The sequence below is a fragment of the Serratia sp. CY76391 genome, from assembly GCF_052166695.1.
GTDB lineage: Bacteria > Pseudomonadota > Gammaproteobacteria > Enterobacterales > Enterobacteriaceae > Serratia > Serratia nematodiphila.
On the sequence record NZ_JBJNOJ010000008.1, the window covers coordinates 1 to 24,579 of the forward strand.

Annotated in this window: 26 protein-coding genes; 14 read left to right on the forward strand and 12 right to left on the reverse strand. The window is 56.0% G+C overall.

Features of this window, described 5'->3' with window-relative positions:
• A partial coding sequence (locus tag ACJ8PN_RS15265; protein ID WP_442535111.1) for a tail fiber assembly protein occupies positions 1–173 on the forward strand: 173 nt, incomplete at its 5' end.
• A gap of 1,277 nt (positions 174–1,450) precedes the next feature.
• Here ACJ8PN_RS15265 and ACJ8PN_RS15270 read toward each other — a convergent pair.
• Both ACJ8PN_RS15270 and ACJ8PN_RS15275 read right to left on the reverse strand, forming a co-directional pair.
• Positions 1,451–1,879, reverse strand: coding sequence for a hypothetical protein (locus tag ACJ8PN_RS15270; protein WP_442535043.1), 429 nt, complete (start codon positions 1,877–1,879; stop codon positions 1,451–1,453).
• 14 nt (positions 1,880–1,893) lie between these two features.
• Positions 1,894–2,733: a protein rexA gene (locus ACJ8PN_RS15275; RefSeq protein ID WP_442535044.1), complete on the reverse strand. Its 840-nt coding sequence runs from the start codon at positions 2,731–2,733 to the stop codon at positions 1,894–1,896.
• A 1,156-nt stretch (positions 2,734–3,889) separates the two neighbouring features.
• Between ACJ8PN_RS15275 and ACJ8PN_RS15280 the strand changes: the two genes are divergently transcribed.
• The gene (locus ACJ8PN_RS15280) at positions 3,890–4,402 is read left to right on the forward strand and encodes a DUF2165 family protein (RefSeq protein ID WP_442535045.1); all 513 of its coding nucleotides are present in this window, start codon (positions 3,890–3,892) and stop codon (positions 4,400–4,402) included.
• A gap of 239 nt (positions 4,403–4,641) precedes the next feature.
• Here the strand turns inward: ACJ8PN_RS15280 and ACJ8PN_RS15285 are convergent, their stop codons facing one another.
• A complete protein-coding gene (locus ACJ8PN_RS15285; RefSeq protein ID WP_442535046.1) occupies positions 4,642–4,905 on the reverse strand; it encodes a hypothetical protein in 264 nt (87 codons plus the stop codon).
• Between the two features lie 44 nt (positions 4,906–4,949).
• Positions 4,950–6,041: a tyrosine-type recombinase/integrase gene (locus ACJ8PN_RS15290; protein WP_442535047.1), complete on the reverse strand. Its 1,092-nt coding sequence runs from the start codon at positions 6,039–6,041 to the stop codon at positions 4,950–4,952.
• Positions 6,042–6,544: 503 nt separating this feature from the next.
• Here ACJ8PN_RS15290 and ACJ8PN_RS15295 point away from each other — a divergent pair.
• Together ACJ8PN_RS15295 and ACJ8PN_RS15300 are read left to right on the forward strand one after the other, a co-directional pair.
• Positions 6,545–6,949 carry a hypothetical protein gene (locus ACJ8PN_RS15295; RefSeq protein ID WP_049240302.1) on the forward strand — a complete coding sequence of 135 codons (405 nt, stop codon included), beginning with the start codon at positions 6,545–6,547 and terminating at the stop codon, positions 6,947–6,949.
• Positions 6,946–8,919, forward strand: coding sequence for an FKBP-type peptidyl-prolyl cis-trans isomerase N-terminal domain-containing protein (locus tag ACJ8PN_RS15300; protein WP_442535048.1), 1,974 nt, complete (start codon positions 6,946–6,948; stop codon positions 8,917–8,919). Before ACJ8PN_RS15295 ends, ACJ8PN_RS15300 begins: the two co-directional genes overlap by 4 nt.
• Before the next feature lie 36 nt (positions 8,920–8,955).
• On the opposite strand, the gene cmoB is transcribed toward ACJ8PN_RS15300, so the two are convergent.
• From cmoB to ACJ8PN_RS15325, 5 genes are all read right to left on the reverse strand, one after another.
• The gene (gene cmoB / locus ACJ8PN_RS15305) at positions 8,956–9,927 is read right to left on the reverse strand and encodes a tRNA 5-methoxyuridine(34)/uridine 5-oxyacetic acid(34) synthase CmoB (protein WP_351105971.1); all 972 of its coding nucleotides are present in this window, start codon (positions 9,925–9,927) and stop codon (positions 8,956–8,958) included.
• Positions 9,924–10,667: a carboxy-S-adenosyl-L-methionine synthase CmoA gene (gene cmoA, locus ACJ8PN_RS15310; protein ID WP_033632842.1), complete on the reverse strand. Its 744-nt coding sequence runs from the start codon at positions 10,665–10,667 to the stop codon at positions 9,924–9,926. Before cmoA ends, cmoB begins: the two co-directional genes overlap by 4 nt.
• A gap of 102 nt (positions 10,668–10,769) precedes the next feature.
• Positions 10,770–11,165: an MAPEG family protein gene (locus ACJ8PN_RS15315; protein WP_004932387.1), complete on the reverse strand. Its 396-nt coding sequence runs from the start codon at positions 11,163–11,165 to the stop codon at positions 10,770–10,772.
• Between the two features lie 102 nt (positions 11,166–11,267).
• Positions 11,268–12,083, reverse strand: coding sequence for a DUF72 domain-containing protein (locus ACJ8PN_RS15320; protein WP_442535112.1), 816 nt, complete (start codon positions 12,081–12,083; stop codon positions 11,268–11,270).
• Positions 12,084–12,130: 47 nt separating this feature from the next.
• Positions 12,131–12,709, reverse strand: a complete 579-nt coding sequence (locus ACJ8PN_RS15325; protein ID WP_171454183.1) for a hydrolase — start codon at positions 12,707–12,709, stop codon at positions 12,131–12,133.
• 254 nt (positions 12,710–12,963) lie between these two features.
• Here ACJ8PN_RS15325 and ACJ8PN_RS15330 point away from each other — a divergent pair, with 254 nt between their 5' ends.
• The 7 genes from ACJ8PN_RS15330 to ruvB all read left to right on the forward strand — a co-directional run bounded on the left by ACJ8PN_RS15330 (position 12,964) and on the right by ruvB (position 18,553).
• On the forward strand, positions 12,964–13,155 hold the full coding sequence (locus tag ACJ8PN_RS15330; RefSeq protein WP_033632845.1) for an FmdB family zinc ribbon protein: 192 nt from the start codon (positions 12,964–12,966) through the stop codon (positions 13,153–13,155).
• A gap of 74 nt (positions 13,156–13,229) precedes the next feature.
• A complete protein-coding gene (aspS, locus tag ACJ8PN_RS15335) occupies positions 13,230–15,014 on the forward strand; it encodes an aspartate--tRNA ligase (RefSeq protein WP_442535049.1) in 1,785 nt (594 codons plus the stop codon).
• Positions 15,014–15,460, forward strand: a complete 447-nt coding sequence (gene nudB, locus ACJ8PN_RS15340) for a dihydroneopterin triphosphate diphosphatase (protein WP_171454181.1) — start codon at positions 15,014–15,016, stop codon at positions 15,458–15,460. The genes aspS and nudB overlap by 1 nt, the downstream gene beginning before the upstream one ends.
• 19 nt (positions 15,461–15,479) lie before the next feature.
• Positions 15,480–16,223 (forward strand): YebC/PmpR family DNA-binding transcriptional regulator, encoded by a 744-nt coding sequence (locus ACJ8PN_RS15345; protein ID WP_442535050.1) that lies wholly within the window; start codon positions 15,480–15,482, stop codon positions 16,221–16,223.
• 57 nt (positions 16,224–16,280) lie between these two features.
• Positions 16,281–16,802 carry a crossover junction endodeoxyribonuclease RuvC gene (gene ruvC, locus ACJ8PN_RS15350; RefSeq protein ID WP_004932367.1) on the forward strand — a complete coding sequence of 174 codons (522 nt, stop codon included), beginning with the start codon at positions 16,281–16,283 and terminating at the stop codon, positions 16,800–16,802.
• A gap of 112 nt (positions 16,803–16,914) precedes the next feature.
• Positions 16,915–17,529 carry a Holliday junction branch migration protein RuvA gene (ruvA, locus tag ACJ8PN_RS15355; protein ID WP_171454180.1) on the forward strand — a complete coding sequence of 205 codons (615 nt, stop codon included), beginning with the start codon at positions 16,915–16,917 and terminating at the stop codon, positions 17,527–17,529.
• Positions 17,530–17,548: 19 nt separating this feature from the next.
• Positions 17,549–18,553, forward strand: coding sequence for a Holliday junction branch migration DNA helicase RuvB (ruvB, locus tag ACJ8PN_RS15360; protein ID WP_004932364.1), 1,005 nt, complete (start codon positions 17,549–17,551; stop codon positions 18,551–18,553).
• 61 nt (positions 18,554–18,614) lie between these two features.
• Here ruvB and znuB read toward each other — a convergent pair whose 3' ends face one another.
• Entirely contained in the window at positions 18,615–19,400 is a 786-nt protein-coding gene (gene znuB, locus ACJ8PN_RS15365) for a zinc ABC transporter permease subunit ZnuB (protein ID WP_015378131.1), read from the reverse strand.
• Positions 19,397–20,155, reverse strand: a complete 759-nt coding sequence (gene znuC, locus ACJ8PN_RS15370) for a zinc ABC transporter ATP-binding protein ZnuC (RefSeq protein ID WP_004932357.1) — start codon at positions 20,153–20,155, stop codon at positions 19,397–19,399. Before znuC ends, znuB begins: the two co-directional genes overlap by 4 nt.
• 78 nt (positions 20,156–20,233) lie before the next feature.
• Between znuC and znuA the strand changes: the two genes are divergently transcribed.
• The 3 genes from znuA (at position 20,234) to lpxM (ending at position 23,640) form a co-directional block, all read left to right on the forward strand.
• Positions 20,234–21,178: a zinc ABC transporter substrate-binding protein ZnuA gene (gene znuA / locus ACJ8PN_RS15375; RefSeq protein ID WP_351106401.1), complete on the forward strand. Its 945-nt coding sequence runs from the start codon at positions 20,234–20,236 to the stop codon at positions 21,176–21,178.
• Positions 21,179–21,199: 21 nt separating this feature from the next.
• Positions 21,200–22,522, forward strand: a complete 1,323-nt coding sequence (mepM, locus tag ACJ8PN_RS15380; protein ID WP_351105963.1) for a murein DD-endopeptidase MepM — start codon at positions 21,200–21,202, stop codon at positions 22,520–22,522.
• A gap of 149 nt (positions 22,523–22,671) precedes the next feature.
• Positions 22,672–23,640, forward strand: coding sequence for a lauroyl-Kdo(2)-lipid IV(A) myristoyltransferase (gene lpxM, locus ACJ8PN_RS15385; protein ID WP_004932345.1), 969 nt, complete (start codon positions 22,672–22,674; stop codon positions 23,638–23,640).
• A 49-nt stretch (positions 23,641–23,689) separates the two neighbouring features.
• Here lpxM and ACJ8PN_RS15390 read toward each other — a convergent pair whose 3' ends face one another.
• Positions 23,690–24,571 carry a leucine-rich repeat domain-containing protein gene (locus ACJ8PN_RS15390; protein ID WP_351105959.1) on the reverse strand — a complete coding sequence of 294 codons (882 nt, stop codon included), beginning with the start codon at positions 24,569–24,571 and terminating at the stop codon, positions 23,690–23,692.
• Positions 24,572–24,579 lie beyond the last annotated feature (8 nt).

Sequence of the window (24,579 nt, forward strand, 5' to 3'; positions counted from 1 at the left end):
AATCGCGGTTACTGAGCGAAGCGGAAGACGTGATAAGGCCACTTGAACGCGCCGTGAAACTCGACATGGCCACGGACGCAGAAAAGGCCAAGCTGGACGCCTGGGAGCGCTACAGCGTGGAATTGAGCCGGGTTGATGTCGATAATCCGGTGTGGCCGGATACAGCAGAGTAATTCCATTGATAAGTGATAGTCTGCCATAAGGTGTGTTTTGTACTCGAAAATGCTCCAAACTGATTGCAGCGGTCGGCTTTTCCTTTTTTCTGCAATACTGATACAGCAGGATTTCATCGATGAGTTAAAAGCGAATTTCACCTGAACTGATGATAGTAAATGGTCGGGGAATTCATGCGTCGCTCATGAAGGAAATATGTCGCTGTATATTCTTGTTTTATATGCAGCAAGATGCTTTGTATCAGAAATACAGTGACTACTTATTGAGCTTGCGAACTGAACGGTGGTAGCCAATGCAAATTGCAATAATAAAAACAACATTAAAACCTAGCCAGAAGAAGAGAATTACTTTCCAAATCATGCAGGAAAACTCCTTTTTCCATATATTACTTCTTTCGGCGCTTGACAATAATTCGCCTTTTAATTTTCTGTTGAAAATGTTTGTAAAACGAGAAAATCGATAAGTTGAGCAATGCCAGCGCTGTGAGAATCATTATTTTTTCGTGCATTTTCATTTCCAGTCCATAAATGATGCTTTAAAATTTACCCAAAAATATGCACGACTGGGGCGGGGTGTCAATCAATAAGGTGGTGGTGATTGTTACACATAATTGGAAAGATGAGCGAGAAAGGTGCGAACATGGCACGTTTTATTTTGGCAGCCAGCGTTGCTATTTCTATGTTGATTGCTTCGGTGGGGGGGCTATTGCGGTGATTATTTATGCATTGCCATGAAATCAGGAGGGCGTGGTATTGGCGGTGGTGATGTATGCGGCAAAGTGGTGATGAGGTTACTTTTTGTCGTCATCGTCCCACTTTATGTAATCTGCAATCCATGCGCTTAGTGCTGCTAAAAAGAAAACTAGGCAACATATCATCCACATGTATACAAGAACATCCCAAACCATAACTATGCATTTATGTGTGGGGATGGCAGCCCCAGCCTTCATTTCTGCTGCTTCCCTGCATCTGGAGCTGCCTTTTTTGGGTGGCAGTGAACCGCGAGGGTGTTCGGGGCCTGATATCCCACTCACGGCACTCCCATTGTTTGGTGGTGATGCCCGGCAGTGAAACACAACCACCCAAGCCTTGGGAAAAGTTAAACCGAGCATCACCATTGATTGGGTGGTGCGACATCGACAAACCATCACAAAGCGATGCCGCACCGTTACTCCCTTGAAGAGCAGGGCGAATCTACGGACGGGGAAGTTAGGATGTCAATTGTGTAAGTGGTTTCAAGGTGTAACTAGTAAAGAAAACCCAGCGCAATGACTGGGTTAATCATGAGTCAGGTTATATAACTGGAATACTAATACGCAAATATGGATGAATGATGCTGCAGCTACGGTGATTGCTATAGTGGGTAGCATGTAACCATTCATGCTGGAGATTAGAAGTATCCCTGAAAAAAACAGTATGCCAAGTTCAACAAAGCTAAGTGCGTATACGATAACAACAGAGGTCATGTATCCATATTCTCTGATTTTATCTAATCGCCTGGTCTGACTGCCAATAAGGAATGTCATGGCGGCTATGAGGATGGCAATCATCGTCCCAGAATATGAAGCCAAAGCAGCGCCCAAGCCGTCTCTATGTGCTGAGAATGACACTCCAGGGATAAAGTGACTAAACGCGAAGTGGCTAGCAATAACAAGCACATACGGAATGACGACAATATAGATTCCAGGCATTACCTTGTTCCGCATGATAACCCCTTTGGTTAATCCTTAAGCTTGCCAACTTGCCTATTGAAACTCTCAAGTATAGCGGGTTTCATTCTAATGAAACAATAGGCAATCTCTTCCGCAATTTCTGCGTTAGTTACTTTGTCCAGTGATGCCGATAGATGACCCTTTTCAGAAAGGTAATGATCTGCGAGTATGTCTCCCGCCTCATCCCTTGCCCTCAAGCTTACATCTGAATACTGAGGGTTGGGATTTGATACGATTTCTTTTGTCAACTCTTTGATGTTTCTCTTGAATTTTGGCTTGATTACAATTTCAAGAGAATCGAAAAGCTCACTCTCAATATCCTTGGCACCAAGCGTTTTTAGTATATCACCAAAAGCGAACGAATTTGCTTCAACTTTAACGGTTGTTCTGCCGATAAAATGCATCTTCATAACATCATCTTTCGTCGTGCCTTGCATCAATGGCTCGAAATGAAGCCTCGTATCGCCATCGGCTAGCATTCCCCTTCCCATCAAAAAATCAGTAAGATCAGAGGTTGTTGGTCCGTAGATTGTTCTGGCGAAACCAACAACATCCCCATCAATGAAAATGAAAGATGGAAACCCCAAAGATTCATCTTCTGCAAGACTACTTTTTATATCTTCAATTGATGCATTAGATTTGTTTATCTTCTGGACTAGACTCTTATCGTTTGTCTTCGTAAAGAGGAACGTTTTTTCATCAATTTCATGAATAAATAGATAATTATTCCCCATGCTTAAGAAGTTATTCCCATCCATCAATGTTTGAATGAAATCCTGCAACCCTAACGACGATTTATGCCTACCTTTGTCTTTGCTGTGATAAGCAGCATAAAAACCTGTTTTCATGTCTTATTCCATTAATTATATGTTTGTAACCCAAGCGCATTATTCACTGGATTAAACCAGTCTTATCCTTGTCTCTAACTGAGCGCATTAGCAGAGAGTACAGCCCATCGCCTCGCTGCCATTGTATACCCGCCGATCATGAACCAAGCCAGGAGCGATACAGTGATTGCGATGGCGTCAGCTTTCGGCTCACGAAATGTGCCAACGCCCGTTAGCTGGTTAAGCTGAAGGTCATCATTATTTGGGGGGGCCGCTCATTTCAATGCGTGGGTATCCGCACGTCGGTAAAGATGATGAAAGATAACCCTCGCCCTTCTGGTTGAAATGAGAAGCCATTGGGTGGCGCGCCACTTGCTACAGGGAGGTCTGTGGCGCGCCGTGCTCGGGTGCGCTCGAGCAACTGAACGTTAAAAAAGGGAGAATTTGATTGTCAACGGTAGGGTTGCGGCACACTGCATGTTTTCACTGAATCTTCGGACTGCCAAAGGGTTCATCATGCGTGTGCCGCCATTGGGTGGCAACCAAAGCCCCTAAAGTGAACGCCTGCGGAGCGGACAATAATTTTGGCCTTGGCTGCCATTGGGTGGCGCGGCCTGAAAATCCTGGAGGGAAATGGCCGCGCCGTGTTCGCTGGTGGACGAACGGAGGGAATATATAAACGGGGCTTGATTGACGTCAATAGGGGGGGGAGGAATGCTTCGGTGTGGTGATGATTGCCTATGTAGCACGGTAAGATGATTGTGGCGGTTATGGGGTATCCATGGGGCGAAAATAATCGATAAAGCTCGGTGAACTCCGTTAACTTCAAACTTTGTCGATTATAACCGCCTGATAAATCATGCGCTCCTGGGCGATGTTTATCGATTTTTTAAATTACAGAGCCATACTCCCGCGAGATGGACATCCTCGCTACGGCGATTAATGGGCGTCCAATTTGATATGGTAGATCGATTTGCCGGAATCAATCGTCGCGAGCGATCGTTGGTGGCAAAAGCCGTTAATCGTGACGCTGTCGACAATTTATCATGAGTAGCTCCCGCACCGTAGCTAGTGCGGATTGACATAGATGAGCTCCCTGTAATTGCATGTTGACTTCAACGGGTAAGGGGCCACCAGGTGGCTCTTCCATCTCCACTCGCCAATTTTGGTTTTTTTTATGAACGAAATAAAGATATCTCGCTTCATTTGCTTGGTTATGTCTCTGTTCCCAGCCCTTTGGGGCATTTTTAGCTTCATGAATAACACCACGGATTTTTCCGATACGGCACAGCATGCAGTGGCTCCTTTGTTATCAATGCAGGATACCTATAACGTCTCAGGACAAATGTGGCGAGCCATAAACATCAGTTGGGCGCCGTTTGTTGGAATGGCTGTAATTACGACCATGGAAACACTTGCGGGAATATTTGCCACTATCGGGGTGTTGGTAATGTTGAAAAATTTTCGCAATTCCTACCATGACTTCGCCAAAGGCAAAGCCTGGGTTATGCTGGGTGCTTCATTCGCTATTTTGGTCTGGGGTATTGGTTTTATGGTAGTTGCGGGGGATTGGTTTATGGCGTGGCAAGCTAAAGAAAATCCGCTTGCAACGCAAATGGGGGCTATGATGTATACGCTTCCTTGTGTATTGACGTTGATTATTTTGATGTTGCAGCGTGAGCCACAATAGTAGCCATGTTGGAATGAAACATAGCGGAGCTTGGGGTTCCGAACGTCGACTCCGCCTAACATTTGCCGTCCCAGCCCCGGCCTCGTAGTGTTCAGTTAGGTTGAACATCGGCAGGGGCAGCATCTTTGATGGTGCTGACCGCCTGGCGTAAAATGGATAGTTATTGCTGATCTTTGGCGAGATTATCAAATAGTTACGCTGGCGGGATGGTGGTGACCGATATCACCCGCAGTCTTTGTTTAATCAACCAGGTGCACGGCGTTGTTTTCGATGCCGGCTTCGATGTAATCGACGCGCTTCTGCAGCTCGCGGATCAGCGCCTTGGCAACGTCCAGCCGAATCATCACATCCTGATCGGCAAAGGAGGTGGACTTTTCAGCGCACACATATGACATCGTATCCACGAAGGATGAACGCAGCAGAACGAAACCGCCAAAGGCGCTATGGTCTGCCTGAAAGTTGGTCAGCTGCCGCATGCCGATAATTTCGTCTTGAGATTTCATAATTTGAGTCCGCTAGGTATTTACTGGTTATTTGTACAGCCATGTTATTCTTCGGTCAACTTCGATTTATTCAACTGCTCAAATTTGTCATGCAGCGATTTCGGGTAGAGCTCGGTGTACACCTGCCAAAGCAGATTCAGCGAGCGATGCCCTGTGACCTGAGCCACTTCTTCAATACTAAATCCCGCCTCAAAAAGCCTGCTAGCCCCTTCACGACGTAAATCGTGATAGCGAAGGTCATCAATGCCAAGCCCGTCTCTAACCTGTCGGTAAGTCTGAGTAACGCTCCTGCTGTTAAAGGGAAACACGCGAGCATCGTTTTTCGGCTGGCGGTGAAGGATAACCCATGCATCACCAAGTAGCGGAACGGACATGTGATTGCCTATTTTCTTCCGCGGGTCTTTCCTGTCTCTAACCAAAACCGATTTTTGCTTTTCATTCACATCGTCCCATGTGATCTTGCAAACCTCTCCGATACGCATACAGGTCAATATAGAAAAAAGAAATATATCTGCGAAAGGGGTCTTATTGTATGACCCGGGCTCCTTGGCTTTAAGGCCAGAAAGGAGTAGCTCAGTTTCGATGCGAGTTGGGCGGCGGCTTCTTTTTTGAGAAGGGCCAACTACACGCATCTGTGAGAGGTTTTTCCTTGCCAGCTCGTAGGCCTGCAGATCTACATCTATGTTAAATATCGGCTTAGCAGCTTTGAGAACTGAGCCGAGATAAGCCAAATCCTGAGCTACTGTCGCTGGCCCTGCGCCGTTGCTGCGTCGTTGTTCGCAGTGCTCGATAAAGACCGCGGCAGTGAGCTCAGTGATTGAGCGGGATGATATTTCCGAACGGGATAGAAGTTTGAGCACATCTGCTTTAGAGCGCCCATATTTTATATTGGGATGACTGGTATATTTATGGATCAAGTGCGCCAAGGTAATGTGAGTAGACCGTTCATCATTAGGAGTGCCATTGGCTTCGATATGGGCGACCCTACCCATCCCCCACGACTTAGCCTGCGAGAGCTTGCCGAAGGTCTTATTTTCCCGGTATACGTACTTGCCAGATTGCTTTACCCCTACAGTACATCTATAGCGGGGAGTGCCATCCGCTCGCATCCTCTTTTCAACGGTATAAAAGGCCATGCCAACTCCTATTACATGGCACCCCTTGGGGGGCTGGGTGGGGTACTGAGCGGGAAAATTTAACCCAAATAAATAAAAAATGCACCATAAAATACTGTTCATAAAAACAGTTTGTTTTGTAATTTATTGATTTTACGTTGTGTTTTTATGGTGTGTTTCCATCGTGAACCGGCGTTTTGCCGGGGCTTTTTTTATGTTTTGTAAAGACCATTCGTCCGTTTCAACGCGGTATCTCGGTCGACCCCCCACATCTCTTCTTGCGATCGTCATGTCCTACTGATAAGTTTGTGAGTTAAAATCCTTTAAATATCATAATATTAAATGATTTTTTGATATGTATTGATGCAGTAAATGATTGGCGCCATGCCTCTCAATGCCGCGTCTGCATTTTCATGTCCGAACACAGCTTGGCTGATGGCCGGAACATCACAGCATCAATGAGGAGAGCCGTCAGCTCGACTACAGAGCGCGTTGGCGGCGGATTTAACAAGGAGATAATGATAATGACCCGAACGGCACACTGTTGGATCGCGGCGCTTTTACTGACGTTGGCCCTGACCGGCTGCCAGACCGCCAAGCGGCCCGTTTCTACATTGAGTAAGCCGCCCAGCGCAGAAGAAGTTGCGGAGCAAGATAAGCGGCAGCGTGAGGCCGAGCGCATGCAACAGTGCCAGCGCGAACTGGATGCCATGCGCGGCATGGATAACGAGAAATATCAGAAATTCAAACGCGAGTTCGATACCTTGATGAGCGGCGCAGCGCAGTATGCCGGGGTACGTCAGCGGGTCAATACGGGCACGCAGGAAACCGTCGACGCGCTGTATCGTTATCGCACCAGCCGTCTCTGCGCAGACATCAGTTCTGCCATGATGACCGGCCTGGCTGAGCGCGGAGAACGCGCCCAATGACCCCTCGTGCAAGAAAGGCATTACTGAGCCTGATGATACCGCTGGCGTTTGCGCCGGCGGTGGCCGCGGCGGATGACGATGTGCCGGCGTTATTGCAGTTTGCCGAGCGTTATCAGCGGCAGGACGCACCGGCGGCTGATACCGTGGTTACCCCATCCCAGGAAACCCAAAAGCCGGCGTCCCGGCAGGTTCAGATTCGTGAAACGGCTGCGCAGAGAAAGCAACTGACGCAGTTGCAAAAGGCGCTGCGTGAGAAAGAGACTCAATTGGAACAACAGCAAGCCGCTATTCAATCACTGCAGCAGGAGCTGACCGCGCTGCGCGTTGCGTCATCCCTGACGGCTGCCGATAAACCGGCACCTGCTCCCGATCTGAGCGCCTTGAGCGACTTCGCCAGCGGCGTGCGACAGGCGCTGAATCTGACGCCGCAGGAGCGCAAGGCTCAGGCGCAGATCGCCGAAGCGCAAGCCGCGTTAGCGCGGCAAAAGCAACAAACCGCGGAGCGAGATCGGCGCATTGCCTTGCTGGAACAACGGCTGGCGGCCTTGCCTAAACCGGCGGAAAACGTTCAGCAGCAGGTTTGGGAGGAGAAGCTGGCGGCGGCGCAAACCGCCAACGATAAAGCGCGTCAGCGTTATGAGCAGGACAAAAAAGCAGCCGCCGCTGAGCTGGAACGACAGAAGGCCGAAGCCGCCAAGTTGACAGGGGAACTGCAGCGGCAGCTGGCACAACTGCAGAAAGAACAGGGTGTCCAACGACAGCAGGCGGGGCAACAAGAGAAAAACCTGAAGACGGCGCTGGCGCAGCAACAGGCCGAAGCCGCCAAGTTGACGGGGGAACTGCAGCGGCAGCTGGCACAACTGCAGAAAGAACAGGGTGTCCAACGCCAACAGGCCGAACAACAGGAGAAAAACCTGAAGATGGCGCTGGAGCAGCAAAAGACCGAGACCGCCAAAGCGACGGGGGAACTTCAGCAGCAACTGGCAGCGCTGCAAAAAGAGCGTGATGGCCAACGCCAGCAGGCCGAGCAGCAAGAGAACAGCCTGAAGGCGGCGCTGGCAAAGCAGGCGATAGAAGCCGCCAAAGCGACGGAGGAACTGCAGCGGCAGTTGGCGCAACTGCAGGAAAAAAACAAAACGCAAACCGTGCAGGCCAAAACGCTGGAACAACGTCTGGCGGCGGTGACGGCGGAAAGCGCGCAGGCAGCGCAGAAGAGGGATGAGGCGACGCAACGGGCGGATAAAAAGGCGGCGGAGCTGGCTGCCGCCCATCAGGCTCAGCAAGCTTTGCAAGACGAACTGAGCGGGCTGAGATCGCGGGCCAAATGGTTGCCGGAGGTGAAAACGCTGAAGAAAAAGCCGGAGCAACAGAGCTATGCTGCCGGCGTCGCCCTGGGGCGCGACATTCAAACGATGCTGGCGGAGCGTAAAAATTGGGGCATCACACCCGATAAAACTGTGCTGCTGGCAGGCGTAATTGATACCTTCAACGGCCATTACCAGTTGAGCGATGCGCAGCTGGCCAGCGCATTGGCGGAGTCGGAAAAAGCGGTGAACGACGCCAGAAGCCAGGCGGCGAAAACGCAAACCAGCAAAGGCGAAGCGTTCGTTGCCGAGTTCAAAAAGAAGAAGGGCACGCAGAAATCGCCTTCCGGCTTCTGGTATCGCATCGATTATATGGGGGATGAAACCATTGCGGAAAACGCGCGGGTGGATATCGTGGTGAAAGAGAGCTTAACCGACGGCAGCGTGATCCAGGATATGGATCGCAGTGGAAAGGTGATGTCACAGCCGCTCTCCGCCTATCCGCCGTTGTTCCGCGAGGCGATCGGCCATCTGAAAAATCACGGTTCGCTGACGATGGTGGTGCCGCCGGCGTTGGCGTACGGTGAAACGGGCTATGCGCCGCAGATCCCGCCGAACGCGACGATGGTGTATGAGCTGCGGATTGTCGATGCCGGCAACGGGTAAGTGGAGGCCGGCGCAGGCCGGCCCGATTAGCAAGCGCTAGGGCTTTTTGGCGGTCAACACGGCGCGCAGCGGCGCAGGATAGCCTTCAACCGTTTTGCTGCGGTCGTTCGGGTCGAGGAATTCAGCCAGCGACTCGCTGGTCATCCAGTCTGTACGGCGCTGTTCTTCGAGGCTGGTGACGCACATATCGGCGATTTTCACGTCAACGAAGCCGCATTTCTCCAGCCAGCATTTCAGCGCTTCGGCGGAAGGGATGAAATACACGTTGCGCATCTGCGCATAACGGTCGCCCGGCACCAGCACCTGATGGCGATCGCCTTCCACCACCAGCGTTTCCAGCACCAGTTCGCCTTCAGCTACCAGCTGATTTTTCAACTGATACAGATGATCGAGCGGCGAGCGGCGGTGATACAGCACCCCCATTGAGAACACGGTGTCGAATGCCGCCAAATCCGGCAATTGCTCGATGCCGAGCGGCAGCAGATGGGCGCGCTGATCGCCGCCCAACAGCTTGCGCACCGCTTCGAACTGGCACAGGAACAGCTGCATCGGATCGATGCCTACGGCGAGGTGTGCGCCGGCACCGATCATGCGCCACAGGTGATAACCGCTGCCGCAGCCGACGTCGAGAATAGTACGGCCGGCCAGCGGGGAGATGTGCGGCAGCACGCGATCCCACTTCCAGTCGGAATGCCATTCGGTATCGATATCGATGCCATACAGCGAGAACGGCCCTTTACGCCACGGCATCAGGGTGCGCAGCATTTTCTCGACGCCTTCACGCTGGCCCGGCGACAGGCCAGGCTCCATCTCAGCGCACACGCCGTGCAGCAGATCGAGACGGGTGGGGGTCAGCGTCGGCAAATGCTCCACCGAGTTGAACCACTGCTTGAATTTGCCGTGCAGCGATTCGCGTTGCCAGGCGCTCAGCTGCGCGGGCAGCGTATCCAGCCAGTGGCTGAGGGGGCTCTTGGCAATGCGCTGATAGAAATCACCGAATTCGATCATTGCGCATCCCCCGCTTTCAGGGCGATCAGCGAGCCGAAGTTAAAGCACTGGAACCACACTTCGGCATGTTCGAATCCGGCCTGTTGCAGACGCGCCTTGTGCGCCTCCACCGAATCGGTCAGCATCACGTTTTCCAGCATGCTGCGTTTTTGGCTGATCTCCAGCTCGCTGTATCCGTTGGCGCGTTTGAAATCGTGGTGCATGTTGAACAGCAGCTCGCCGACTTCGGCGTCTTCAAAGCTGAATTTTTCCGACAGCACCAGCGCGCCGCCCGGGCGCAGGCCACGATAGATTTTCTCCAGCAGGCGCAGGCGATCGGCCGGCTCGAGGAACTGCAGCGTAAAGTTCAGTACCACCATCGAGGCGTCTTCGATGTCGATGTCGCGAATGTCGGCTTCGATGACATCAACCGGCGTGTCGGCGCGGAAGGCGTCAATATGGCGGCGGCAACGTTCCACCATCGCCGGCGAATTGTCGACGGCGATGATATTGCAGCCGGGCACCTTGATATTCCGCCTCATTGACAGCGTCGCCGCGCCCAGCGAGCAGCCGAGGTCATACACCCGGCTGTCGGGTTGCACAAAACGTTCGGCCAGCATGCCGATCATCGAGATGATGTTGGAATAGCCGGGAACGGAGCGTTGGATCATGTCGGGGAACACTTCGGCGACGCGTTCGTCGAAGGTCCAGTCGCCCAGTTTGGCGATGGGGGCGGAGAAAAGAGTATCGCGGTTTGGCATAGCGGCAAATCAGTTCAGAATTCGAAGCTGCGTAGTCTAACAGAAAAGCGCAAAAAAGCGGAGCGGAAGCAGGCGGCGCGGCCGCCTGATGATAAAACGGGATCAGTGCAGGCTGAAAATCAGATCCCAAGGCAGATAGAAGATATTTGCCAGAACCATCAACAACAAAGAGATATAGGTCGCGGCCATGCCTGAACGGCGCCAGCGAACCTCGCGGTTGCGCAAACCGTAGTAATGCACCAACCGCCCGGCCATCAGCATCAGGCCGCAGAGGTGAATCATCCAGATTTCCGCGCCGTTCATTTCCATGATCACCAGCAATACGGCAGCGATAGGAATGTATTCAACGGCGTTGCCATGCACGCGTATGGCGGTCTGCAATTCGTAGAAACCGCCGTCGCCGTAGGCTACGCGGTACTGCATCCTTAACCTGACTACGTCATAAGAGAGTTTGATCAACAACAATGCGCCGAGCACCACATAAAGCGCGCTTACCATTTTTAACTCCGTTCCCTAACCAAAACTGGCAGCCAGCATCATAGCCGTCATTGTATTCACTGTCGCGGGGAAATATTTGATGTTATTGGTCAGATTAATAGGTCAAAACAGTGCATCTTGTTCTGGCCAGTCTGGCGGCGCAGGCAAATCAGGGATTGCCAGGCGCAACTGCTGCCAAATTTTTTGCGCCTGCTGGGGCGAATCGCCGTTGTCCGGCGTATGAATAAACAGATAGGGCTGATGCTGTTGCTGCCACAGCGGCAGTTTTTGTTGCCAGGCTTCGAACCAGCGCAGGTTATCGGCCAGTTGGTCACCGCCGATAAAGCGCACCAACGGTTGGTCGGCGGTGACCAGCGCGTGTACCGGCAGCTTCGGTTTTTTCTGCTGGGCATCGCGCACGGCGGCGGTATTGGGGGCGGCGTGATGCACCGGGCGGCTGTCGAGGATCACCCGATTGATGCCGCGCTGGTGTAACCCCTGATTCAACGCGCGCTCTTCCTCGCCCTTGGCGAAAAACGCCGGATGGCGCACTTCTACACCGTAAGCGAATTCCTGCGGCAGGCTTTCGAAGAACTGCCACATGCGCGGCAGCTCATCGGGGCCGAAGGCGGCGGGCAACTGCAGCCACAACTGGCCGATGCGCTGATGCACCGGGCTCAGGCAGTGGTAAAACGCCTGTAGCTCGGCGGCGCAGTTGCGCAGGGCGGCCTTATGGCTGATGTCCGACGGGAATTTGAAGCAGAAGCGAAAATCGTCGCCGGTCATGTCGCGCCAGCGCTGCACGATTTCCAGCTTCGGCAGCGCGTAGAAGGTAGTGTTGCCTTCCACGCAGTTGAAGTAGCGGCTGTAATCCGCCAAATCACGCAGCCCGATACGGTTCCAGGCTGAATGTTGCCACTGCGGCAGTCCGATGTAGATCACGGCGTCGTCTTCCTTTACTGAGATCATCAGCCTACAACTTAACGTTACCGCTCGAGCGCGGCAAGAATTTCGCCGGTGTCGCGCACCCGCGCCAGACGCGGGAAAATGTGCTCGAACGCGAAGCGGTGCATTTCCGCGTTCTGCGCACTGCAGACGTCTTCGGCGATCACCAGTTCATAGCCGTGCTCCCAGGCGGCGCGGGCGGTGGACTCCACGCCGATATTGGTGGAAATGCCGCCCAACACCACGGACTTGATGCCGCGGCGGCGCAGCTGCAAATCCAGGTCGGTGCCGTAGAAGGCGCCCCATTGGCGCTTGGTGATCAGAATGTCGCTGTCATTGACCGCCAGCGCCGCTGGGAATTCCCACCAGCTGGCCGGCAAGCCGCCGGCGGGCGCGGGAGCCGGCTTGTCCACCGGTTGTTTCAGCGCTTCGGCGAAGGAGTCTGACCAACCGACGCGCACCAACAGCACCGGCGCGCCCAGCAGACGAAAACGGGCGGCCAGCAGGGCGGCGTTCGCCACCACCTGGCCGGCGCTGTGCGGGCCGCCGGCGTAAGGCAGAATGCCGTTTTGCAAATCGATCAGCACCAGAGCGGTGGTTTGGGCGTCAAGTTTCAACATGGATTTCATCTCGTTGCGAAGTGGATAAAAACTGTTCGGCGCGCCGGGCGAACAACATACGGCGCAGAACCGGGGGAGAATCAGGCTACGTGAAAAAACTGTCGCAGGTTAATGGGAAATTTGTTAATCGATGTGTTGATTCGGACAAAAACGCGCCATTTAGTGCAGTAACAATGCTGTGTTCGCACTTATCGGGCGGATGAATTTCCTTTATAATGACTCCCTTTTTTCAACACTCTTTAATCCAACGACCTATGCCGATTTATGAATATGCATGTGGTGCTTGCAACCATCGGTTAGAGAAATTGCAAAAATTTTCCGATGCGCCGCTGGCAGACTGCCCGGCGTGTGGGCAGCCCGCGTTGACCAAGTTGATCTCATCTTCCGGTTTCCAGCTTAAGGGCACCGGCTGGTATGCGACGGATTTTAAACCGGGCAACAAGTAGAATTTATCAGATAACAGCCGCGCGACAGGGGCGCAGTAGCCCGGCGCGGCATCGGCTGTGTAAAAGGATAGCGTATGCGTACTGAATATTGCGGGCAGTTGAATCTGTCCCACGTGGGCCAGGAAGTCACTCTGTGTGGTTGGGTCAATCGTCGTCGCGATCTGGGCGGCCTGATCTTTATTGATATGCGCGACCGCGAAGGCATCGTGCAGGTGTTCTTCGATCCGGACGAGAAAGTGGCGTTCGACAAGGCCTATGACCTGCGCAATGAGTTCTGCATCCAGATCGTCGGCACCGTGCGTGCGCGTCCGGACAGCCAGATCAATAAAGATATGGCCACCGGCGAAGTGGAAGTGTTCGCTCACGCGCTCGAGATCATCAACCGCTCCGAGCCGCTGCCGCTGGACTCCAACCAGGTCAACAGCGAAGAAGCGCGCCTGAAATATCGCTACCTGGATCTGCGCCGCCCGGAAATGGCCGAGCGTCTGAAGACTCGCGCCAAAATCACCAGCTTCGTACGCCGCTTTATGGACAGCCACGGTTTCCTCGACATCGAAACGCCGATGCTGACCAAGGCGACGCCGGAAGGCGCCCGCGATTACCTGGTGCCGAGCCGCGTGCACAAGGGCAAATTCTACGCGCTGCCGCAGTCTCCGCAGCTGTTTAAACAGCTGCTGATGATGTCCGGCTTCGATCGTTACTACCAGATCGTCAAATGCTTCCGTGACGAAGACCTGCGTGCGGACCGTCAGCCAGAATTCACCCAGATCGACGTCGAAACCTCTTTCATGACCGCCGAGCAGGTGCGTGAAGTGATGGAGAAGCTGGCGCGCGAACTGTGGCTGGACGTGAAGGGCGTGGATCTGGGCGATTTCCCGGTCATGACCTTCGCCGAAGCGATGCGTCGCTTTGGTTCCGACAAGCCGGACCTGCGTAACCCGCTGGAGCTGGTGGACGTGGCCGACCTGGTCAAGGACGTCGAGTTCAAAGTGTTCTCCGGCCCGGCCAACGACGCCAAAGGCCGCGTGGCGGCGATCCGCGTACCGGGCGGCGCACTGCTGACCCGCAAGCAGATCGACGAGTACGGCGCTTTCGTCAACATCTACGGCGCCAAAGGCCTGGCGTGGCTGAAGGTCAACGACCGCGCCGCCGGCATGGAAGGCGTGCAGAGCCCGATCGCCAAATTCCTCAGCGCGGAAGTGCTGGAAGCCGTCCTGGCGCGCACCGACGCGCAGACCGGCGACATCCTGTTCTTCGGCGCCGACAGCTTCAAGATTGTCACCGATGCGATGGGCGCGCTGCGCCTGAAGCTGGGGCGCGATCTGGGGCTGACCCAACTCGACAGCTGGGCGCCGCTGTGGGTGGTTGACTTCCCGATGTTCGAAGAAGACGAAGAGGGCGGCCTGGCGGCGATGCACCACCCGTTCACATCGCCGCGCGACATGAGCCCGGAAGAGCTGGCCGCCGCGCCGGTCAACGCCATCGCCAACGCTTATGACATGGTGATCAACGGTTACGAAGTGGGCGGCGGTTCGGTGCGTATTCACCGCAGCGAAATGCAGCAGACGGTATTCAACATTCTGGGCATCGACGAACACGAACAGCGCGAGAAGTTCGGCTTCCTGCTGGACGCGCTGAAGTACGGCACGCCGCCGCACGCCGGCCTGGCCTTCGGCCTGGACCGTTTGGTGATGCTGCTGACCGGCACCGACAACATCCGCGACGTTATCGCCTTCCCGAAAACCACCGCGGCGGCCTGTCTGATGACCGACGCACCGAGCTTCGCCAACCCGGCGGCGCTGCAGGAGCTGGCGATCAGCGTGGTAAAGAAAGCCGGTGCGGAACAAGAGAGCGAGTGATGAGTTACAAGCGCCCTGAATCTATCCTGGTAGTGATTTACGCGAAATCCAGTGGTCGGGTGCTGATGTTACAGCGGCGCGACGATACCGAGTTCTGGCAGTCGGTCACCGGCAGCCTGGAACAGGATGAGTCGCCGCCGCATGCCGCGCGGCGTGAGGTCATGGAAGAAGTGGGCATCGATATCGAAGCAGAGCACCTGCCGTTGTTCGATTGCCAGCGCTGCGTGGAGTTTGAACTCTTTGTCCATTTGCGACATCGCTATGCGCCGGGAACCACGCGCAATAAAGAGCATTGGTTCTGTCTGGCGTTGCCCGAGGAGCGCGATCCGGTGATTACCGAGCATCACGCTTACCAATGGCTTGAGGCGGCCGATGCCGTGAAGTTGACCAAGTCGTGGAGCAATCAGCAGGCGATTGAAGAGTTCGTGATCAATTCAGTCCAGTAGTTTTTTTCGGAGATTTTTTATGGCAGGTCATAGTAAGTGGGCCAACACAAAGCACCGTAAAGCGGCGCAGGACGCCAAGCGCGGTAAAATTTTCACCAAGATTATTCGTGAGCTGGTCACCGCCGCGAAGCTGGGCGGCGGCGATCCGGATTCCAACCCGCGTCTGCGCGCGGCGATGGACAAGGCGCTGTCGAACAACATGACGCGCGACACCATGAACCGTGCGATCGCGCGTGGCGTGGGCGGCGATGATGATACCAATATGGAAACCATCATCTATGAAGGCTACGGCCCTGGCGGCACCGCCGTCATGATCGAATGCCTGAGCGACAACCGCAACCGCACCGTGGCGGAAGTGCGTCACGCCTTCACCAAATGCGGCGGCAACCTCGGCACCGACGGTTCCGTGGCTTATCTGTTCACCAAGAAGGGCGTGATCACCTTCGCACCGGGCCTGGATGAAGACAGCGTAATGGAAGCAGCGTTGGAAGCCGGTGCGGAAGACATCGTGACCTATGACGATGGCGCCATCGACGTGTTCACCGCCTGGGAAAGCCTGGGCGCGGTGAAAGACGCGCTGACCGCGGCGGGCTTCGAAGCCGAAGCGGCGGAAGTGTCGATGATCCCATCGACCAAGGCCGACATGGACGCGGAAACCGCACCTAAGCTGTTGCGCCTGATCGATATGCTGGAAGACTGCGACGACGTGCAGGAAGTTTACCATAACGGTGAAATCTCCGACGAAGTGGCGGCGACGCTGTAATTCGGTAAAACGGGCGCCGCCGTTCGGCGGCGCCGTGCATGCAAGGTGGATGTAGATATGGCGATCATACTCGGTATCGATCCCGGCTCGCGCGTCACCGGCTATGGCCTTATCCGCCAGCAGGGGCGCCAGTTGAGCTATATCGCCAGCGGCTGCATCCGCACGGTGGTGGACGACATGCCGACGCGGCTGAAGCTGATTTACGCCGGCGTCAGCGAGATCATCACCCAGTTTCAGCCCGATTTCTTCGCCATCGAACAGGTGTTTATGGCCAAGAACCCGGATTCGGCGCTCAAGCTCGGCCAGGCGCGCGGCGTCGCGATCGTGGCGGCGGTTAATCAGAACCTGGAAGTGTTCGAGTATGCGGCGCGGCAGGTCAAACAAACCGTGGTCGGCACCGGCGCGGCCGAAAAGGCGCAGGTACAGCACATGGTGCGCTCGCTGCTCAAACTCTCGGCCAACCCGCAGGCGGATGCCGCGGATGCCCTGGCCATCGCCATCACCCACTGCCACCTCAGCCAGAACGTGCTGCGAATGAGCGAAGGGCGGCTGAACCTGGCGCGCGGGCGTTTGCGCTGACGCAAAACGATGATTGCTCAGGCTGGATATTCATCCAGCCTTTTTTATGTTATAAGCTTTACCAGCAACGGCATGGCAGGGCGCCATGCCCGGTAATTCTGCAGGAGGGTAAATGATAGGTCGTCTCAGAGGAAATATTCTGGAAAAGCAGCCGCCGCTGGTGTTACTGGAGGCGAACGGCGTGGGTTATGAAGTGCACATGCCGATGACCTGCTTTTACGAGCTGCCGGACCTGGGGCAAGAGGCCATCGTGTTTACCCACTTCGTGGTGCGTGAAGACGCGCAGCTGCTGTACGGTTTCAACGACAAGCAGGAGCGCGCGCTGTTCCGCGAGCTGATTAAGGTCAACGGCGTCGGGCCGAAACTGGCGCTCGCCATCCTGTCGGGCATGTCCGCGCAGCAGTTCGTCAGCGCGGTGGAGCGCGAAGAGATCACCGCACTGGTCAAGCTGCCGGGCGTGGGCAAAAAAACCGCCGAGCGCCTGGTGGTCGAGATGAAAGACCGCTTCAAAGGGCTGAACGGCGATCTGTTCAACAACAGCAGCGAGATCAGCCTGCCGGCCGCCGCCGACAAAACGCCGGAAGCGGACGCAGAAGCCGAAGCTGTCTCGGCGCTGGTGGCGCTGGGCTATAAGCCGCAGGAAGCCAGCCGCATGGTCAGCAAGATTGCCAAGCCGGGCGCCGACTGCGAAACCCTGATCCGCGACGCGCTGCGCGCCGCCCTGTAAGGCCGAAAAGGGGTAGATAATGATTGAAGCCGATCGCCTGATTTCCGCCGAACCGATCAACGAAGAGGAGATCCTCGATCGCGCCATTCGTCCCAAGCTGCTGACTGAATACGTCGGCCAGCCGCACGTGCGCGAGCAGATGGAGATCTTCATTCAGGCGGCCAAGCAGCGCGGCGACGCGCTCGACCATTTATTGATCTTCGGCCCGCCGGGGCTGGGGAAAACCACCCTGGCCAACATCGTGGCCAACGAAATGGGCGTAAATTTGCGCACCACTTCCGGCCCGGTGCTGGAGAAGGCGGGCGATTTGGCGGCGATGCTGACCAACCTCGAACCGCACGACGTGTTGTTCATCGACGAAATTCACCGTTTGTCACCGGTGGTGGAAGAAGTATTGTATCCGGCGATGGAAGACTACCAGTTGGATATCATGATCGGCGAAGGGCCGGCGGCGCGTTCGATTAAGCTCGATCTGCCGCCGTTTACCTTGGTGGGAGCCACCACCCGCGCCGGTTCGCTGACCTCGCCGCTGCGCGATCGCTTCGGCATTGTCCAGCGGCTGGAGTTTTATCAGGTGGCGGATCTGCAGCACATCGTCTCGCGCAGCGCCGGGTGCCTGGGGCTGGAGCTGTCCGACGAGGGTGCCCATGAAGTGGCCCGCCGCGCGCGCGGCACGCCGCGTATCGCCAACCGCCTGTTGCGCCGGGTGCGCGATTTTGCTGAAGTGCGCGCCAACGGCGTGATCAGCGGTTCAGTGGCGGCGCAGGCGCTTGATATGCTCAACGTCGATGCCGAAGGCTTCGACTATATGGATCGCAAACTGCTGTTGGCGATTATCGACAAGTTTACCGGTGGCCCGGTCGGGTTGGATAACCTGGCGGCGGCGATCGGTGAAGAGCGCGAAACCATCGAAGACGTGATTGAACCGTTTCTGATCCAGCAGGGCTTTATCCAGCGCACGCCGCGCGGCCGTCTGGCGACGCAGCACGCCTACCGGCACTTTGGTCTCGAACGCGAAGAGTAAATTTTTAATCCGCCAATAAGAAAGGGCCGCAGATGCGGCCCTTGTCATATCCCGGCTTTAATCAAGCCTGTTGTTTTTTGAACAGGCTCAGCGTGAACAGCACGGCAGCGCAGAGCACCACCGAAGGGCCGGCCGGCGTATCGTAAAATGCCGAGAAGGCCAGGCCGCCGGTAACCGCCACCATGCCGAGCAGTACCGCGACACCCGCCATCTGCTCCGGCGTGCGCGCGAAGCGGCGAGCGGTGGCCGCCGGAATGATCAGCAGCGAGGTGATGATCAGCGCGCCGACGAATTTCATCGCCAGGCCGATGGTCAACGCGGTGACCAGCATCAGCACGGTACGCGCCCGCGCCAAATTGACGCCGTCGACGTGCGCCAGCTCCGGGCTGATGGTCATCGACAGCAGATCGCGCCATTGCCACCACAGCACCAACAGCACCACGGCGACGCCGCCGGCGATCATCACGATGTCGCTCAGCGTGACCGACAGCAGATCGCCGAACAGGTAGGCCATCAGATCGACCCGCACGTTGGACATCAACGCCACCACCACCAGACCCAGCGACAGGGCGCTGTGGGCCAGAATGCCGAGCAGGGTATCTACCGAAAGCTGCGGGCGGCGTTCCAGCCACACCAGGGCCAGGGCCAGCAGCAGCGTAATGGCGATCACCGCATAGAAAGGATTGATGTCCAGCAGCAGACCAAAGGCGACGCCGAGCAGCGAGGCGTGCGCCAGGGTATCACCGAAGTAGGACATGCGGCGCCAAACCACAAAGGAGCCCAGCGGCCCGGCGGCGCTAGCCAGCAACACCCCGGCCAGCCAGCCGGGAAGTAACAATTCGATCATGCTTCGCGGCTCCCGGTTTTCTTCAAGACAATTCTTCCCTGCAGGTCGTGGCGGTGGTTGTGATGGTGGCGATACACCGCCAGCTGCTCTGCGCCGCGGTTGCCGAACATGGCGATGAATTCGGGATGCATCGAGACCACCTCCGGCGCGCCGGAGCAGCAGATGTGCTGATTGAGGCACAACACCTCGTCGGTTTTCGCCATCACCAGATGCAGATCGTGCGAGACCATCAGCACGGCGCACCCCAGCTCCTTGCGCAGCTGATCGATCAGGTCGTACAGCGCCAGTTGACCGTTGACGTCCACCCCTTGCGTGGGTTCGTCCAGCACCAGCAACTGCGGTTTATTCAGCAGCGCTCGCGCCAGCAGTACGCGCTGATTTTCACCGCCGGAGAGCTTCTGCATCGGCTGGTCGAGCAGATGGGCGGCGTGCACGCGCTTGAGCGCCGGCAGAATGTCGGCTTTCTTTACGCCGGGCTTGAGACGCATAAAGCGGCTGACGGTCAGCGGCAGGGTGGCGTCGAGGTGCAGCTTTTGCGGCACGTAACCGATGCGCAGATCGGGTTCACGCTCCAGCGTGCCGGCGGTTGGTTTGACCAATCCCAGCACCACGCGTACCAGTGTGGATTTGCCCGCGCCGTTCGGGCCAAGCAGCGTGAGAATACGGCCGGGTTGCAGGCTGAGGGAAATGTTCGACAGCACCTTGCGGCTGCCGAAGGCGACGGAGATATTTTTTAGCGTTATCAGTGTAGACATCTCGAGATTACAGGTTGCAGAACGAAGCGGATGTTATAATATCACGCCTTGTTGATGAAAACGATGGGATTACTGATGATGGCAAAGAAAAATAAATGGCTGCAGCGCACGCTGCTGGCCAGCGCACTGTTGATGGCCGGCCCGCTGAGCAGCGCTTCCGCTGCGGTGGTGACCTCGATTCGCCCCTTAGGCTTTATCGCTTCGGCGATCGCCGACGGCGTGACGCCGACCGAGGTGTTGCTGCCGGACGGCGCTTCGCCACACGATTTTGCGTTGCGTCCTTCCGATATCCAACGCTTGCGTTCCGCTGACCTGGTGTTGTGGGTCGGGCCGGACATGGAAGCGTTCTTGAACAAGGCGCTGGTGCCGATCTCGGCGACGCGAAAGCTGGCTATCAGTGAACTGCCGGCGGTGAAGCCGCTGCTGATGAAAGGCGAAGAGGACGACGATCATGAACATGCAGGCGAAGCGCATAACCATGCCGATGACGATCATGGGCATCATCACGGCGAGTACAATATGCACGTTTGGCTGTCGCCGGAGATAGCAAAAGTGACCGCGATCGCGATTCACGACAGATTATTGGAACTTATGCCGCAAAATAAGGACAAATTAGACGCAAACCTGCGCCAGTTCGAGAATCTGCTGACGCAAACTGACAAAAATGTTGGTAACATGCTTACGCCTGTGCAAGGTAAGGGTTATTTTGTTTTTCATGATGCTTATGGCTACTTTGAAAAACACTACGGTTTGAGTCCGCTGGGCCATTTCACCGTCAATCCCGAAATTCAGCCTGGAGCACAGCGCCTACACCAAATTCGAACACAGTTGGTTGAGCAGAAAGCGGTATGCGTTTTTGCTGAGCCACAATTCAGGCCGGCCGTAATCAATGCCGTCGCCAAGGGTACCAAAGTGCGTTCCGGAACGCTGGACCCGCTGGGCATCGGCATCGCGCTGGAGAAGGACAGCTACGGGAAATTCCTGACTCAGCTGTCAAACCAGTACGTGAGCTGCCTGAAGTAAAGCTTATGAGGATAATATCGAGTGCAGCAGATAGTCCGAACTATCGCTCTGGCGTATAACAACCTGCCACGGCCCCACCGCGTCATGCTGGGGTCGCTGACAGTCGTCACATTGGCCGTCGCTGTTTGGCGGCCTTTTGTTTACCACCCAGAACACAACCCCATCGCCAAGAGCGTCGAGTTAGAATCCAGCCAGATGCGGTCATTGCTCCCTGAAGCCAGTGAACCGATAGATGCCGACCAACCCACCCCCGATGACGAAATCCCGCAGGATGAGCTGGACCAGAAGGATGCCGGCGATGATGGCGTGCATGAATATGTGGTTTCCACCGGCGACACCCTCGGCAGCATTCTGACGCAGTACGGCATCGATATGTCGGATGTCACGCTGCTGGCTTCGCAAAACCGCGATCTGCGCAACCTGAAGATCGGCCAACAGCTGTCGTGGACCGTGAACGAAGCGGGCGATTTGCAGCAGTTGACCTGGGAGGTTTCCCGCCGCGAAACTCGCACCTACGATCGCGTCGGCAACAGCTTCAAGGAGTCAAAAGAAGCGCAGCAGGGCGAATGGCGCAACAACGTGATCAGCGGCCGGGTCAACGGCAGCTTCGTCAGCAGCGCCGGCGACGCCGGGCTGAGCCGTAACGAAATCAACTCGGTGATCAAGGCGTTGCAGTGGCAGCTCGATTTCCGCAAGTTGCGCAAAGGCGATCAGTTCTCCGTGCTGATGTCGCGTGAGCATTTCGACGGTAAGAAATCGCAAAGCCAGCTGTTGGGCGTGCGTTTGCGCACCGGCGGCAAGGATTACTATGCGATCCGCGCCGAAGACGGCAAATTCTACGATCGTCAAGGCTCTGGCCTGGCGCGCGGCTTCATGCGTTTCCCGACCATGAAACAGTTCCGCATCTCCTCCAACTTCAACCCGCGCCGCGTGAACCCGGTGACCGGCCGCGTGGCGCCGCACAAGGGCGTCGATTTCGCCATGCCGGTCGGCACGCCGGTGCTGGCGGTCGGTGACGGTGAGGTGGTGATCGCCAAACGCAGCGGCGCAGCGGGCAACTATGTGGCGATCCGCCACGGTCGTCAGTACACCACGCGCTATATGCACCTGAAAAAACTGCTGGTGAAACCAGGCCAGAAGGTGAAACGCGGCGATCGCATTGCGCTCTCCGGCAACACCGGCCGCTCCACCGGGCCGCATCTGCACTTTGAACTGTGGACCGGTCAACAGGCGGTGAACCCGCTGACGGCCAAACTGCCGCGTTCCGAAGGCCTGAGCGGCAAAGACCGCAGCGATTATCTGGCGCAGGTGAAGGAAGTGGTTCCTCAGCTGCAGTTGGATTAACGCCCCCTTTTTCCGGCGCTCCGGCGCCGTTAATTTCATCGGCCTGATTGCGGGCCGATGCTGTTTTATCTGGGCGGTTTGCGGTTGTTAATTGCAAAATCGGTGCTGGCAATTATGATTAGCCGAATCGCTAAGCCAAGAGCATGTGCATGCAAAACGAGAAGAAATCGAACGTAGAGTTCATTCCGCAGTTTCAAAAAGCCTTTTTATATCCGCGCTACTGGGGCGTGTGGTTGGGAACCGGTCTGATGGCCGGCATTTCGCTGGTGCCTGCGCGCCTGCGCGATCCGGTGCTGGGTGCGGTCGGCAAACTGGCCGGCAAGCTGGCGAAGGGCGCGCGCCGTCGTGCCCGCATCAACCTGCTGTATTGCTTGCCGGAATTGCCGGAAAGCGACCGTGAGCACATTATCGACCAGATGTTTGCCTGCGCGCCGCAGTCAATGGTGCTGATGGCGGAGCTGGCCTGCACCAAGCCCGAGAAAGTGCTCAAGCGCGTGCGTTGGCACGGTGAAGAGGTGTTGGACAAGATCCGGGCGGAAGGGCGCAACGTGATTTTCCTGGTGCCTCACGGCTGGGCGGTGGATGTGCCGGCGATGTTGATGGCCGCGCGCGGCCAACCGATGGCGGCGATGTTCCACAACCAGCGCAATCAGCTGATCGACTACCTGTGGAACGCCGTGCGTCGTAAATTCGGCGGCCGCATGCACGCGCGCAATGACGGCATCAAACCGTTTATCAGTTCAGTTCGCCAGGGGTATTGGGGTTATTATCTGCCCGATCAGGATCACGGCGCTGAGCACAGCGAGTTTGTCGACTTCTTTGCCACCTATAAGGCGACCTTGCCGGCGGTCGGGCGGTTGATGAAAGTGTGTCGTGCGGCGATCGTGCCGTTGTTCCCGGTGTACGACGGCAAAACCAGCATGCTGGATATTTATATTCGCGAGCCGATGGACGATCTGGCCGAAGCCGATGACCCACGAATTGCCCGCCGCATGAACGAAGAGGTGGAGAATCTGGTGGGCCCGAACCCGGAGCAGTACACCTGGATCCTCAAACTGTTGAAGACGCGCAAAGAAGGGGAGATTGAACCCTACTCGCGCGACGATCTGTATCGTTAATCCTTTCTACCGCTAACGCCGGCAGGGACACAGCCTGGCCGGCGTCTCTTCAGATGTGCACCCTACAGCCGCGAGCCCGCAGGATGTCGACGATTTTAGGTATGTGGGTGAAATCATTCCAGCGCAGATCCAGCTTGTGCAGTCGGCTCAGTTCGCCGAGGCTTTCCGGCAGATCGCTCAGGCGGTTGGCGCGCAGATCCAGGCTTCTCAGCGACGTCAGCTCACCGATATTTTCCGGCAGGCGCGTCAGCTGGTTGAAACGCAGGTTCAACTCGCTCAACCGCGGCAGCCGGCAGAAGGTTTCCGGCAGTTCGGCGATGGCGTTGTTGGCCGCATCGAGTATCTCAAGCTCGCCGAGCAGAGCCATTTCCGCCGGCAGCGTGGTCAGGGCATTTTTCATGATATGCAACTCGCGCAGCGCGCGCAGCTGCCCGATTTCGGCGGGCAGGCTGCGGATGCGATTGTTGTATAAACGCAGCTCCTGCAACGCCGCCAGACTCGGTATTGCCTGCGGCAAGGTGGTCAGTTGGTTATCGGTCGCGTTGAGGTAAACCAACTGCTGCAGTTGCGCCAGCGAGCGCGGCAGATCGCTAAAGCCGTTATCGCTTAGGTAGAGGTATTTCAGCCGGTGCAGTTGCCCCAATGTTTCAGGCAGTTCGCTTGCGCGGTTGTGACCGAAGTCGAACATCTCGAGCTGTTGCAACTGACCTATCTCCGGGGGCAGATGCTCGAGCTGATTGCAAGAGATGTTCAGCACCTGCAGGTTGCGATGCCGGAATAGGGAAGTAGGGAAGGCCGTCAGCTGATTGTCGTACAGGCTGATTTTGCGCAGCGCGTGGCCGGTTAGCTGCGATTCGTCGAGCTGCGTCAGACCGCGCCCATCGAGATCGAGCGCATCACCGGTCGAGGCTGGATTGCGTTGGTGGAGCATGGCGTTCT